Here is a 14337-nt window from a genome sequence, read left to right on the forward strand (position 1 = left end):
CGGAAGAGTGCAGAGCCAATCTGAAGAAAAGACGCAAGAACGGAGAGGACAGAAATAACCTGAAGAAGCGAAGCGTGCGCCTTTATCCCCGGATTTCAACCTTCAGAAAATTTATCAAAGAAATCCGGGGATAACAGCGATCAGAAGGTTGTTCTGTCATCGAAGTGGAAGTATGCATACGTTCGGAAGATGGACTGCAATCGAAGAGGTTTAGTGTTATGTGTTATTCACCTTAGGCGTGCACCAACCAATAAGGAGTGATAGGGTCATGGCAAAAGGCAACGAACAGCCAGGTTCTGGCACAGCGGTAGCGGGCGCAACAGCAACAGGTGCAGCCGCACAGACGGAAAGCTCGCTTTTCCAAACGTATGCGCGTTATCCAATCAGTCTGGTCAAAGGTAAAGGCAGCTGGTTATGGGATGACCAGGGGAACCGCTATCTCGATTTCATGTGCGGACTCGCTGTAACTAGCCTGGGCCATGCACCGGAGAAAGTTGGAGCCAAGCTGAAAGCTCAGATTGATGAGCTGTGGCATGTATCCAACCTGTTCCAGATTCCAGGCCAGGAGAAAGCAGCAGCATTGCTGACAGCCAATACATGTGCTGACGCAGTGTTTTTCTGCAACAGTGGTGCCGAAGCGAATGAAGCAGCTATCAAAGTTGCACGTCGTTATCACCAAAAGGTGAAAGGCACAGATCGCTATGAAGTGATCACATTTGCCCAGTCCTTCCATGGACGGACACTTGCTACACTGACAGCAACCGGACAGGATAAGGTGAAAGAAGGATTTTTACCATTGCCAGCCGGATTTGTAACTGTACCTTTGCATGATATCCCTGCACTTGAAGCGGCAATTGGACCCAACACAGCAGCTATTATGCTGGAAATGGTTCAGGCCGAGGGTGGTGTATATCCGGTCGAACCGGAATTCGTCAAACATGTACGGAAATTGTGTGACGAGCATGGGTTACTGTTGATAGTTGATGAAGTTCAAACGGGAATGGGACGTACGGGTAAATTGTTTGCGCACGAACATTATGGCATTGAGCCAGACGTGTTCACCGTTGCCAAAGGTATCGGCAGTGGTTTCCCTGTAGGCGCGATGTTGGGTAAAGGTTTCCTGCGGGATGCGTTCACGCCAGGTAGCCATGCGACGACATTTGGTGGAACACCACTAGCTTCATCCGTTGTAATCGCAACAATTGAAACGATGCTGGAAGATCGTTTGCCAGAGCGTGCAGCGGAGATGGGCGAATACCTGATGAGCTCCCTACGGGATCGTTTGGCGGGTAATTCCTTTGTGAAGGAAGTTCGTGGTTTGGGATTGTTGGTCGGCATAGAATGTGCTGAGCCGGTAGGTGATATTGTACTTGCTGGGCAAAAGCGCGGTATCTTGTTTGTCTCTGCAGGACCAAATGTGATTCGTTTGCTTCCGAACCTGTATGTGAGCAAAGAAGAGATCGACGAGGCGGTATCCTTGGTAGCCACATTGATCGAAGAGCACGTAGCGGCGAAAGCCTAACATAAAAATGAGAACCTTTCTGTCTCGGGGCCATTACCGGCCTCGAAGCAGAGCGAGATGATGAATCCCTGTAGCCGCGCGGTGAACTTGCAGAAGGTGGAAATGAATAAACTTGAGAAGCACCAAGACAAAGTGTCAATGTTGCTCTCTCTTCTGCCCATGCGGGTGCAGGGAACCGGAAATAAGGAGGACATTATACATGACAGCACAACAGACGGAAAAGATTCAGAAGATTGATCTGAGAGGCCGAGATTTTATCGAATTCACGGACTACACGGCCGAGGAGATTCGTTATCTGCTTGATCTCGCGATTGAGATTAAAGGCAAGCAAAAAAGCGGTGTACCTTTTCAACCGTTGAAAGGTAAAACGATCGGACTTATTTTTGAAAAATCATCCACACGTACGCGTGTATCCTTTGAAGTGGGTATGTTCCAATTGGGCGGACACGCACTTTTCCTGAGCAAAAATGATATTCAGCTGGGTCGCGGGGAAACAACACATGATACAGCCAAAGTATTGTCCCGTTACCTGGACGGCATCATGATCCGTACCTTTGGACACCATAATGTAACTGAACTGGCAGAGCATGCGGATGTTCCAGTCATTAACGGCCTGAGCGATGCAGCGCATCCTTGTCAGGTACTGGCAGACTTCCAAACGGTGCTGGAGCACAAAGGCAAGCTCGCAGGTCTGAAAATGGCCTACATCGGAGATGGCAACAATATGGCACACTCCCTGATGCTCGGTGCAGCGAAGATGGGTATGCATGTTGCTGTAGCAACGCCAGAAGGTTATGAGCCGGATAGCGCAGTTGTGGAGCAGGCGCGCATTATCGCACAGGAGAGCGGTTCTGAAGTGACTGTAACGTACAGTGCACAGGAAGCAGCCAAAGATGCAGATATCGTGTATACGGATGTATGGGCAAGCATGGGCTTTGAGGAAGAGCAGAAGATTCGTGAGCAGGCATTTGCCGCATATCAAGTGGACGAGGAACTGATGAAAGGCGCGAAGCCGGACTACATGTTCTTGCACTGTCTGCCAGCACACCGCGGCGAAGAAGTGAGTGCCGGTGTAATTGACGGACCGAACTCTCTGATCTTTGATCAGGCGGAGAATCGCTTGCATGCACAGAAAGCATTAATGGCTGCGTTAATGAGCGAATAGATGCTATTTGCCTTTATGGGTTGATTTTAGGCGCAGATTTCGCGATGATAGATTCATCTATAATGTACTTTAAAAAGTCAATTAAACAAGAAGCATACACAAAAACGGAGAGACAGAAAAAGCCTGAAGAAGCGAAGCGTGCACCTGAAAGCTTTCTGAAAGAAAGCTGCATCGGAAGCATAGGCTATCCCCGGATTTTACCCTTTATCATAAAGGGATGAAAAAATCTGGGGATAACAGTGATCGGAAGGGTTTTCTGGCTCGTAGGATTCAGTGTATGAAGGCTCTGTTTAACTTAACTGATCTTGGGGAGGACCATTGAACATGGCTAAGGAAAAAATTGTACTCGCGTATTCAGGCGGGTTGGACACATCTGTAATTTTGAAATGGTTGAAAGAAACGTATGATGCAGAGATTATTGCATTCACAGCGGATATTGGACAAAAGGATGAATTGGATGGTTTGGAGGAAAAAGCACTGGCAACAGGCGCTTCCAAAGTATACATCGACGATCTGCGCGATGAATTCGCAAAAGATTTCATCTATCCGATGTTCCAGGCAGGAGCCCTCTATGAAGGACAATACCTGCTTGGTACAAGTATCGCTCGTCCACTGATCGCTAAACGTATGGTGGATATCGCTCGTGCAGAAGGTGCTACAGCCATCGCTCACGGCGCTACAGGTAAAGGAAATGACCAAGTTCGCTTTGAGTTGAACGCGGCTGCACTGACACCAGACATTAACGTAATTGCACCTTGGCGTCTGGAAGAATTCCGTAACCAATTCCCGGGACGTGCCGAGATGATCGCGTACGCTGAGAAACATGGCATTCCGGTAACCGCTTCTGCGGCTAAACCATACTCCACAGACCGTAACTTGCTGCATATCAGCTATGAGAGCGGTGTGCTAGAAGATCCTTGGTTCGATCCAAGCGCGGACGAGAACAAAGACATGTTCCTGCTGAGCAGTGCACCTGAAGATGCACCAGATCAAGCGGAATATGTTGAACTGGAATTCGAACAAGGTGACTGTGTTGCACTGAACGGTGAGCGCCTGAGCCCGCTGCAAGTGATGGAGCAACTGAACGAGCTGGGTGGCAAACATGGTATTGGCCGTGTAGATATGGTTGAGAACCGTTTTGTTGGTATGAAGAGCCGTGGCGTATACGAAACACCAGGTGGAACAATCCTGTTCACAGCACATCGCAAAATGGAGTCCATCACGATGGACCGTGAAGTGATGAACCTGCGTGATAGCCTGATCACACGTTACAGCACACTCGTTTACAACGGCTTCTGGTTCGCACCGGAACGTCTGGCGCTGCAAGCACTGGTGACTGAAAGTCAGAAGAACGTAACAGGTACGGTTCGTGTGAAACTCTACAAAGGCAACATCATCGGCGCAGGTGTTAAAAGTCCTGTCAGTCTCTACAATCCGGACATCGCAACGATGGAAGCTGATCCAACGCAAGCCTACGATCAAGGTGATGCAACAGGCTTTATCCGCCTGAATGCACTGCGTTTGAAAGTAAACTCCGGCGTGGAGCAAAACAAAAACTAATTTCAACCTGCATCTATAGAGCTATATCAATATAAATGACAAGGCAGGCCGTTCTTGCACATCTGGCAGGAGCGGCTTTGTCCATGAGCGAAAGGGGAGTACTCACCGTGAGCAAGCTGTGGGGAGGACGTTTTACAAAACAAACCAATCATTTGGTTGAGGAATATACGGCATCAATCAATTTTGACAAGGCTTTGGCTGAGGAAGATATTCAGGGCAGTCTGGCCCATGTGACGATGTTGGGCAAATGCGGCATTCTTCCGGCGGAAGATGTAGAGACGATCAAAGAAGGATTGATCACCGTTCTGCACAAAATCCGTGCGGGCGAAGTGGAATTCTCCGTATCGGACGAAGACATCCACATGAATATTGAGAAAAACCTGATCGAGACGATTGGTCCTGTAGGCGGTAAATTACATACAGGCCGTAGCCGGAACGATCAAGTTGCAACAGATATGCACTTATACCTGCGTGAGCGTGTGGTTGGATTTGTAGGCATGCTGCATTCCTTGCAGGAAGCACTGATTGGACAAGCAAAAGATAACCTCGATACAATTGTACCGGGTTATACGCATCTTCAACGGGCGCAGCCAATTCTGTTCGCACATCACCTGATGGCGTATGTCTCCATGTTCCAACGGGATGCGGAGCGTCTGATGGACAGCTACAAACGCATTAATATTCTGCCACTGGGCGCAGGTGCGCTCGCGGGCACAACATTCCCGATTGACCGTCACTTTGTGGCGGAACAACTGGGCTTTGATGGGGTTTACGAGAACAGTCTGGACGCAGTAAGCGACCGTGACTTTATCGTTGAGTTCTTGGCGGCGGCTTCGCTGATCATGACTCACTTGTCCCGTCTGAGTGAAGAGCTGGTATTGTGGAGCAGCACGGAGTTTGGTTTTGTGGAATTGGACGACGCATTCTGCACAGGCAGCAGCATCATGCCTCAGAAGAAAAATCCGGACGTTCCTGAACTCGTGCGTGGTAAAACAGGACGTGTGTACGGCAACCTGATCGGTTTGCTGACAGTACTGAAATCTCTTCCGCTGGCATACAACAAAGACATGCAGGAAGACAAAGAAGGCATGTTTGATACAGTAGCGACGCTGGAGGGTGCACTGCAACTGTTTGCTCCAATGATCGCGACAATGACAGTGAACAAGGATCGCATGCGTCAAGCGGTCAACCAGGATTTCTCGAATGCTACGGATATTGCCGACTTCCTCGTAGGCGAAGGTTTGCCTTTCCGTCAGGCGCATGAAGTGATTGGTAAAACGGTACTGTACTGCATCCAGAACAGCAAGTATTTGCTGGATCTGACGATTGATGAATTCCGTCAGTTCTCACCACTGTTTGATGACCGGATCTATGATGTGCTGCAACCGGAAGCGGTAGTGAACGCTCGTAATGTTTACGGCGGAACTGCTTCGGGTCAAGTCGCTGAAGCGATTGGACGCAGTGAGAAGGTACTGGAGATCACCGAGCAATGGATTACGAACCGCGGTTAATACCACCGCTACTATAAGGTACACTTACAGATACAACAGTACAACAAAGAAGCAGGCCAGAGAACTTTGTTCTCAACGGCCTGCTTCTTTGTGTTGTACAGCGATGTGCTCTAGATATATTGAACTCAACCGCGAACGGAAGGTAGGTTGTTCTACTATCGGAGTACCAGTTTAGTTACTCGCGGTAGCTCCATTGCAATTCTCCACTAATCGCGCTTTTGTAAAGGCAACCATTTCAATACATCCTGAATCTTGGCATCCCAGTAGCCCCACTCATGTTCACCAGGCCCTTCATCGTATGTCAGTTCGAAGTTCGTCTGTTCACAGGCTTGACGGAAGGTTTGATTATCCTCATACAGGAAATCTTCCGTTCCGCAGCATTGGTAGAGCAAAGGTCGAGGATTTTCGCTAGATTGATTTTCTTTTAACAGATGGATCAGATCATTCTCGGTGCCTGCCACCTCTGGTCCGAAAATACGTTGTAACTCCGTCTGTTGCAATGCTGAGGATGCGTTTCTATCCATATGTGCAGACATATCGAGTGCTCCAGACAAACTGGCAGCTGCAACATATTGATCTGGTTTACGAAGGGCCAGCTTGAACGCCCCATAGCCACCCATGGATAATCCGGCAACGAAATTGTCCTCCCGTTGGTCTGAGAGTGGGAAGAAAGAACGAGCAAGTGCCGGGAGTTCTTCACTGATAAAGCTCCAATAACGTCCGCCTTCTACCATATCTGTATAGAAGCTGCGGTGAACCTGTGGCATAACAACGGCGATCCCGAGGTTGGCCACATAACGTTCGATGGAAGTCCGACGCAGCCAGATGGAATCATCATCAGACAGGCCGTGCAGCAGGTACAGGGTTGGGTGTAGTCCTTTGCCAGTCACATTCTCCATGCCGATCTGATTGTGGGTTTGTTGCGGCAGAATGACATGCATGCTGGTGCTAAGCCCGAGCGTATCCGAGTAAAAATCACATTTAATAAGTGCCATGAGTATAAGAAACCCCTTTCATAAGTTCGTTAACCACGTGTTCTGACATGAGACGATGGGATGGAAATCGGATGCCTAGGCCTCCAAAGTGTTTATATGTAACAGGTTATACGCATTATGCTTCCATTGCAATAACAAGATCTACAGTAGAAAACAAAGAATTTCACACAAGTGATTAAAATGGAAGTCTGTAATCTGATCATCGATTTATCAATGTAGTTTACAACGTAACAATGTTATGTTACACTCATTTCAATAAAAAGGGGGACCATATATGACGGATGATTTGATCTCCAAGAAAGAATTGCTGGACCTGACAGGAATCTCATACGGCCAGTTATACCGCTGGAAGCGTAAAAATCTCATTCCGGAAGAATGGTTCATTCGGAAGTCGTCCTACACCGGACAAGAAACCTTTTTTCCAAAACAACAGATTTTACTGCGCATTGACAAGATTCTCAATATGAAAGACGGATTATCGCTGGATGAGCTGGCAGACGTGTTCTCACCTACGTTGGGTGAAGTAGAGATGTCTGCAGAGCAATTGTTAGAGCGAAACATTGTTTCACAAATATCGCTGGATCTGTTAAAAGAAGCAGGTCGAGAACAATCGCTGTATGCTTTGGAGCAGATTATGATGCTCTACGTCCTTGATAAGCTGTTAATGAGCGGAGATATTACTCGGCAAGAGGGTGCGTTGCTGATCGAAGTGATGTCCGAACATTATTATCGTTTTACAGGCAAACCCAGCGAACTCGTGCTTATTCGTAAGATGGGTGTTCCTTCATTCATGCTGGTAACAGCAGGAACAGAGTTTTATTTTGACAATGGTGTGAAAGTGGTTCTTAGGCAGCCGATGGGAACATTTATGGAAGAATTAAAACTCAAATTGGGATAAGGAGAGGATCATCTATGGAAGAGCGGAATAAGCGGAATGATCTGAATGTGGCGGGCATAAGTCAAACGGCAGGCGGGAATTTTCACCGTGTATCTATTGATGGCATGGCTAAGGTGAACGGCAACCTGGACTGCACCTCTATGGAAGTGAATGGAACATTGAAGATGCACGGCGCTTTGAGCTCCGAGAGTGCAACGATTAACGGCATGTGCACGTTGAATGGACCTTTGACCAGTTCTCGTGTTCGTGTGGATGGCATGACTACGATTAATGGAGATCTCAATAGCCCTGTGCTTGAAGTGAACGGGAAGTGTACCGTACGTGGAAGAGTGGATGGGGAACGAATTGATATTGGCGGTGTGATCGATATTGAAGGCGATGTGCAATGCGAGTCCCTGAATGTACGGGGCAATATTAAGATCAGCGGCTTACTGAATGCGGGAACAGTGGAGATCAGGCTGCATACATCTTCTTCGGCCAAAGAGATTGGCGGAGAGCGTATCGATATTCGTCGCAAGGAACAACAGAATGGCTTTTGGAAAAGTATTGGTCTGGGCGGGACTCCTTCATTTAAGACTTCCTTAATTGAGGGTGATGAGATTGTGCTGGAAGATACCGAAGCTGACATTGTTCGGGGGAGTAACATTTTTATCGGTCGCGGCTGTAACATCAGACTGGTTGAGTATTCAGGTGAACTTGAGGTAGATCAGGATGCCAAGGTGGGCAGCAGTCAGCGAATTTAAAGTTTGGATATGGAGAGAAAGGGATGGGATCGACATGAATAACAATCCTGGGCGTTCATTGGACAAAAAAATGGATATCAGCATCGTTGGTGATGGCAGTTCTTCTGGTGGCGTGTACGGCAAGATCAAGGTCGTAGGGGACGCGTCCTTTAACGACAATCTATCTTGTGAACGATTCAAATGTACGGGTACATCGGTCATATACGGATCGCTTGAATCCACAGATATTAAAATTACCGGAACCCTGACTCTAACAGAGCGAGAGACCAGCAACGATGGTGAGGATGGAATCCAGGCATCTGGCCTGCATGCCAAAGCTGAGCATATAAAAGTGGTCGGTGAACTTCATCTGTCAGGGGATTGTCAGGCGGAAAATATCAAGCTGAACGGGCGTTTGACGATAGCGGGGATGCTAAGCGCTGAACACATGACACTCAAAATCATGGGTCCATCCGAGGTCAAGGAAATGGGTGGTTCCATCATCTCGGTGAAGAGTGGCCGGTTGAATGACTTGTTTACGGGGAATAAATCAATTCTCAAGGCACAGATTATCGAAGGTGATGACATTGAATTAGAGAATACGGAGGCCGAGATTGTCCGTGGCGATAAAATAAAAATCGGTCCTGGCTGCCGGATTGGTACAGTGGAATATCGTTCATCTCTGCAAATTCATCCGCAATCGGAAGTTTTGCTGCAAAGCAATCGGTCCTTGGACTGATTAACGCAGACTTCATTTCGGATATACTAATGCAGTCATATGAATAGAGCGTGAATGGAGAGATTGAGTACAATGGTTGCACGTAAAAACAGTATTGGATTGGTGCTGGCAGGGTTACTGCTCAGCATACTAATGGCTTCGATGGATAATACCATCGTGGCAACAGCTATGGGGGATATTGTCGGGAAGCTGGGTGGGCTCGACAAGTTCGTCTGGGTTACCTCCGCGTACATGGTGGCTGAGATGGCAGGGATGCCGATCTTTGGTAAGCTATCCGATATGTATGGACGGAAGAAGTTTTTTGTATTTGGTATTATTGTGTTTATGCTTGGCTCAGCGCTGTGCGGAACGGCAACGTCTATTGTGGAATTGACGATGTACAGAGCGATTCAAGGTATTGGAGCGGGGGCCCTGGTGCCGATTGCTTTTACGATCATGTTTGATGTCGTTGCACCAGAATCTCGTGGTAAATTGGGTGGATTGTTTGGAGCCGTCTTTGGCCTCTCCAGCGTATTCGGACCTCTGCTCGGTGCTTACATTACCCAGTATGCGACATGGGAATGGGTATTCTATATCAACCTGCCGCTAGGCTTGATTGCATTTGTGTTTATTGCGTTCTTCTATAAAGAATCCCATCAGCATCAATCCCAACAGATCGACTGGCTGGGTGCTGTAACACTGATCGGTGCTGTTGTGTGCCTGATCTTTGGTCTGGAACTGGGCGGCAAAACATTTGCCTGGGGTTCGTGGCAGATTCTTGGCTTGTTTGCCGGATTTGTAGCATTAGCGCTGCTCTTCCTTTTTGCAGAAACCAAAGCCAAAGAACCAATCATCTCCTTCAGCATGTTCCGCAACCGGGTCTACTGGTCCAGTAACGTTATTGGTATGTTCAGTGGTGCGGCGTTCATTACAGCATCCGTGTACATTCCGATCTTCATACAGGGGGTACTTGGTGGTAAAGCGACCAACTCCGGTCTTGTGCTGCTACCCATGATGCTTGGGTCCGTTGTGACAGCGTCCTTGGGCGGGGTGCTGATGACCAAAATCAAGTATCGTAATATCATGATCCCTACGTTAGCTTTACTTGTCATTGGACTTGGATTGCTGACCACACTGGATGAGAATTCTTCCCTTTGGACGATACGTATCTACATGGTGATGGTTGGTCTGGGTGTCGGTGCGTCGTTCTCTGTACTTAGCAATGCAGCCATGAATGCGTTTGAACCGCAAAGGCGCGGAGCAGCAAGCTCCACACTTAACTTTTTGCGGTCCCTCGGCATGACGATGGGCATTACGATCTTTGGTATCGTACAGAGCCAGGTATTTACGCGTAAAATGAACGATGCTCTCGCTGGTTCAGCTGCGGAAGCAGGTGGTGCTTCAGCGGGTGGCGTGCCGCAGGGAGTGGATCTGACCGATCCGCATGCGTTACTCTCACCAGAACTCAGACAGGCGATTCCGCCTCAGGTGCTGGATACCATCACACATGCCTTGTCTTCTTCCATCGTGCAGTTATTTGCCTGGGCTGTGATTCCGGCTGCACTCGCGTTGGTCGCTTCCTTCTTCATGGGAAGAGAGAAGATGGTTGTAGGCGAAGAGCAAGGCGAATACACCGGCGGTCACTAAACCGTAATGCAGTAAACTAACTATAAGTTAAGGTAGTACAGCTGATTGTACCTTGGTAAAACTCGAATAACTTATCTTGAAAATGTAGAGACACACTTCTCGCTTATCCCCAAAAGGGACGTGAAGTGTGTCTTTTTGTTTTCGTGTGATCAGCTTATCCTTATCCATGAATTACGGCAGGACCTTGTTTGTACCATTCCGTGATCTGTAAGTTGTCGGTTGCTTTGAAAAAAAATTAAGGTTGCTTCGTATCGCTAATACCATCCTCGACAACAGAAGGTTCTTGTGGATCTGGCAAGCTGCTATGACCGGAGCGGGCAATTAGACGATTCTGAGCTTTGTACGTATCCCGTGTAATCGTTTTGGATTCGACCACTTTGCCGTCCAGTCTCTTGGTTCTTACCGTCTCAACAATATATCCAGGCTGTCCGTCTTGCAGCACCTGCTGGGCACCATCAGGCAGTACAGTACTGGACACATACTTTATCGGAACACTTAATGTTTCAATGGTACGAGATTCAAGTGCATAGCTGACATTCTCCGGGAATGTACCGAAAAATTTCACCATCAATTGGTGGTTCTTTACCTCTGCATGAATGAGTAAGGATTTTCCGGTATTATTCTTGAAGCGAAAATTGATGGCTCCCGAGGCAAAGGTGGCATCCAGTCCTTTCGGCAAATATTTGACCGGCAGGGAGTGGTTACGACGCTCAATAATTTCAAGACCCGTCAATAGCGCTGCGTTATACACCGTACTGGATACCTGACAGATTCCCCCGCCAATTCCGGGGGTTAGTCTGCCATTAACAATGACCGGGGCCTCACGAAACCCATACTCCTTTTCAGCTTGACGGACGACCTTCTCATAATCGAATGTGGCATCTGGAGGCAAAATCATGCCGTTAATCGCTTCTGCTGCTGCGCTGACATTATGTATCCGGCCTTCACTACTATTGCCCAGACCCGTGGAGAACTGGATGATCTTTCGGTCAATGCCTTCCTGGCGCAGCGAATCAAGAGTTACTTCAGGTTTCAGCGTATACAGTGGTACCTGGATCAGCAATGGGGCGGATTTTTCATCCGGGTTCAGTACACTGAAATCTCGGTGCAACTTGGTCTGAATGAGACTTGTGAGTGTATCCCAATCAATGCGGCGGACGCCCTTTTCCGGGATATACTGGACTTTGTCACTTGTGGTAATGCGGCGAACAGCGTCCGCAGGTGTACCAAAGGTTTCTTTTTCCCAGGCAGGGCTGAGATGTTCTTGGAGTGGTCTTGAGTTATAGGTCATATCGAGAGAGAACTCTTTCGGAAAATGATAACGTGCATAAGCGCGTTCCCACAGGTTACCTTCCTCCAGCTGCTGTATTGCGGACTCCAAGCTGTTAACGTTGTAACTCACCCCCACCTGAGCTGCGGTATACGACATCGTCTGGGGGTTGGGTTCAGTCACTTCAAAGGTGACAGGCCAGTCCTCCAGCTTTTGGATCTGTTCATCCAATTCATGCAATACGTTCTTACGATTCTTCCCCTCCACCAGCATCTCGCCAACATGAACGTTTTTGGGCAGGGCAGGCTGATTCACGTACATATACAACAATCCATAGGACGCGGAGCCGATCAAGAGGATGGAGAATAGAACAATGACCGTCAAATGTATTTTTTTCATAACCGTACGCTCCTTTATACTTCGGTTGTTCCCGACTTTGTAACACTTTCTATATATATGATCCAATGCAGGAAAACTTTCGGGTACTCAATAGGTAACAAATTTGTTACAATAAACTTCATATGCATCCATGCTTCACCATTGAAACAGGAACGCAGTGGATTTTTCCCTGATGAAATTCAGGTCTTTTTAAAGGAAATGCCGGGATTGTGTCGAAATGATAATGGCTAACTATGCGAGCAGGAAGTGATGATGTGATAGAAATGCAGGACGTGTGGAAGACCTACGCCAATGGGACCCACGCATTACAAGGGGTGTCGGTGAAGATCGACCGCAATGAATTTGTTTATATCGTCGGTCCGTCCGGAGCAGGTAAATCGACATTTATGAAATTGATGTACAGAGAAGAAGTTCCGACCAAAGGACAAATATCCATTAACGGATTTAATATTGGTAAGTTGAAGCCAAGAAAGATTCCTTATGTGCGTCGTAACATCGGCGTTGTGTTCCAGGATTTTCGTCTGCTGCCACGGATGACAGCATTTGAGAATGTGGCATTTGCCATGGAAGTTATTGAAGCACCGAAGCGTCATATCAAGAAACGAGTGATGGAAGTGCTCGACTTGGTGGGACTGCGGAGCAAGGCAAATCGCGAACCTTCACAGCTCTCGGGTGGAGAACAGCAGCGTATTGCCATTGCACGGGCTATCGTCAATAACCCATCGGTTATTATCGCGGATGAGCCTACAGGTAACCTCGATCCGGAGACGTCGTGGGGCATTATGCAACTATTGGATGAGATTAATTTCCGGGGAACAACCATTGTTATGGCAACCCATAACAAAGATATCGTGAATACGATGCGTAAGCGGGTAATTGCGATTGAACGTGGACAGATTGTACGGGATCAGATGAGAGGGGAATACGGTTATGAATTTTAGTACTCTCTTGCGCCATCTGCGGGAGGGATTCAAAAACGTATTCCGCAACGGCTGGATGTCTGTGGCCTCCATCATGTCCATCATTGTGTCGCTATTGATTCTTGGTGTGTTTATGTTACTGGTCCTCAATGTGAACTCCATGGCGAATCAAGTTGATAGCCAGGTGGAGATCAGCACGTTCCTCGAACTGAATGTGGACGAGAACCTGCGTAACACACTGGAGCAAGAAATCAGTGCGATGCCTGAAGTAAGTGAGATTCGTTTTGTTTCCAAGGAAGAAGGACTCAAGGAGTTCCGTGAGCGTCTTGGAGAGAGCGCAGATAACGTGCTTAGCGGTTTCGATGTGGACAACAACCCACTGCCGGAGACCATTGAAGTTGAGGTCATTGAACCGGAAACCGTCACTTTTGTGGCGCAAAAAATCGAAGCTTTGAACGAAAAACACCCGGAGAAGCCGATCATGAAAGTGAACTACGGCAAGGAAACGGTGGAAGTGTTGTTCAAATTTACGAAGCTTGTTCGTAACATCGGATTTATTTTTGTCGGGGGACTGGGTCTCATGTCCATGTTCCTGATCTCGAATACGATTCGCGTAACGATTCTGGCACGTCGCCGGGAGATCGGAATTATGAAGCTGGTTGGTGCAACCAATACCTTTATTCGCTGGCCTTTCTTTATTGAAGGTGCACTCATTGGATTTATTGGCTCGGTCATTACGGTTGGTGTGCTGTTTGTTGGATACAGCCAGTTGATGAAGACGATTGGTCAGGATGTCTTCATGCAGATGCTTAACTTGATTCCGCTCGGCGAAATCTGGGGGCTGTTTGGAACACTGTTGATCGGACTTGGTGTGCTGGTAGGTATTTTGGGAAGTACACTGTCCATTCGGAAATCACTCAACGTTTAATTTTGTTTTCAACGATCGAATTGCAGAATATGTCGAAAAGAATGGTAAAGCAGGTTCATTAATGGACGCTGTTTGACGATAT

The 14337-nt window shown here is 47.7% G+C and carries 12 protein-coding genes; 10 read left to right on the forward strand and 2 right to left on the reverse strand.

The window, feature by feature from the left end:
- The first annotated feature begins 268 nt into the window (after positions 1-268).
- The 4 genes from PAEAM_RS17765 (at position 269) to argH (ending at position 5758) form a co-directional block, all read left to right on the forward strand.
- On the forward strand, positions 269-1522 hold the full coding sequence (locus PAEAM_RS17765; RefSeq protein ID WP_076328754.1) for an aspartate aminotransferase family protein: 1254 nt from the start codon (positions 269-271) through the stop codon (positions 1520-1522).
- 199 nt (positions 1523-1721) lie between these two features.
- Positions 1722-2687 carry an ornithine carbamoyltransferase gene (gene argF, locus PAEAM_RS17770; protein ID WP_047840650.1) on the forward strand — a complete coding sequence of 322 codons (966 nt, stop codon included), beginning with the start codon at positions 1722-1724 and terminating at the stop codon, positions 2685-2687.
- Positions 2688-3011: 324 nt separating this feature from the next.
- Positions 3012-4247: an argininosuccinate synthase gene (locus PAEAM_RS17775; RefSeq protein ID WP_017692004.1), complete on the forward strand. Its 1236-nt coding sequence runs from the start codon at positions 3012-3014 to the stop codon at positions 4245-4247.
- A 107-nt stretch (positions 4248-4354) separates the two neighbouring features.
- Positions 4355-5758 (forward strand): argininosuccinate lyase, encoded by a 1404-nt coding sequence (gene argH / locus PAEAM_RS17780; protein WP_036612430.1) that lies wholly within the window; start codon positions 4355-4357, stop codon positions 5756-5758.
- Positions 5759-5964: 206 nt separating this feature from the next.
- On the opposite strand, the gene PAEAM_RS17785 is transcribed toward argH, so the two are convergent.
- Positions 5965-6753 (reverse strand): alpha/beta hydrolase, encoded by a 789-nt coding sequence (locus PAEAM_RS17785; protein WP_100528445.1) that lies wholly within the window; start codon positions 6751-6753, stop codon positions 5965-5967.
- Between the two features lie 274 nt (positions 6754-7027).
- Here PAEAM_RS17785 and PAEAM_RS17790 point away from each other — a divergent pair, with 274 nt between their 5' ends.
- The 4 genes from PAEAM_RS17790 to PAEAM_RS17805 all read left to right on the forward strand — a co-directional run bounded on the left by PAEAM_RS17790 (position 7028) and on the right by PAEAM_RS17805 (position 10738).
- The gene (locus PAEAM_RS17790) at positions 7028-7651 is read left to right on the forward strand and encodes a YhbD family protein (RefSeq protein WP_074096600.1); all 624 of its coding nucleotides are present in this window, start codon (positions 7028-7030) and stop codon (positions 7649-7651) included.
- Between the two features lie 14 nt (positions 7652-7665).
- Positions 7666-8394, forward strand: coding sequence for a polymer-forming cytoskeletal protein (locus PAEAM_RS17795; RefSeq protein WP_100528446.1), 729 nt, complete (start codon positions 7666-7668; stop codon positions 8392-8394).
- Between the two features lie 34 nt (positions 8395-8428).
- Entirely contained in the window at positions 8429-9112 is a 684-nt protein-coding gene (locus tag PAEAM_RS17800; protein ID WP_100528447.1) for a hypothetical protein, read from the forward strand.
- 72 nt (positions 9113-9184) lie between these two features.
- Complete coding sequence (locus PAEAM_RS17805; protein WP_100528448.1) at positions 9185-10738, forward strand: MDR family MFS transporter; 1554 nt, start codon at positions 9185-9187, stop codon at positions 10736-10738.
- A 235-nt stretch (positions 10739-10973) separates the two neighbouring features.
- Here the strand turns inward: PAEAM_RS17805 and PAEAM_RS17810 are convergent, their stop codons facing one another.
- Positions 10974-12407, reverse strand: a complete 1434-nt coding sequence (locus tag PAEAM_RS17810) for a VanW family protein (RefSeq protein ID WP_100528449.1) — start codon at positions 12405-12407, stop codon at positions 10974-10976.
- Positions 12408-12661: 254 nt separating this feature from the next.
- On the opposite strand from PAEAM_RS17810, the gene ftsE reads away from it, so the two are divergent.
- Both ftsE and ftsX read left to right on the forward strand, forming a co-directional pair.
- Positions 12662-13348, forward strand: coding sequence for a cell division ATP-binding protein FtsE (gene ftsE / locus PAEAM_RS17815; RefSeq protein WP_024631580.1), 687 nt, complete (start codon positions 12662-12664; stop codon positions 13346-13348).
- Positions 13338-14255, forward strand: a complete 918-nt coding sequence (gene ftsX / locus PAEAM_RS17820) for a permease-like cell division protein FtsX (protein WP_036612410.1) — start codon at positions 13338-13340, stop codon at positions 14253-14255. Before ftsE ends, ftsX begins: the two co-directional genes overlap by 11 nt.
- The last annotated feature ends 82 nt before the right edge of the window (positions 14256-14337 follow it).

Source organism: Paenibacillus sp. GM1FR (assembly GCF_002803315.1).
In the GTDB taxonomy this organism is placed as follows: Bacteria; Bacillota; Bacilli; order Paenibacillales; family Paenibacillaceae; genus Paenibacillus; species Paenibacillus amylolyticus.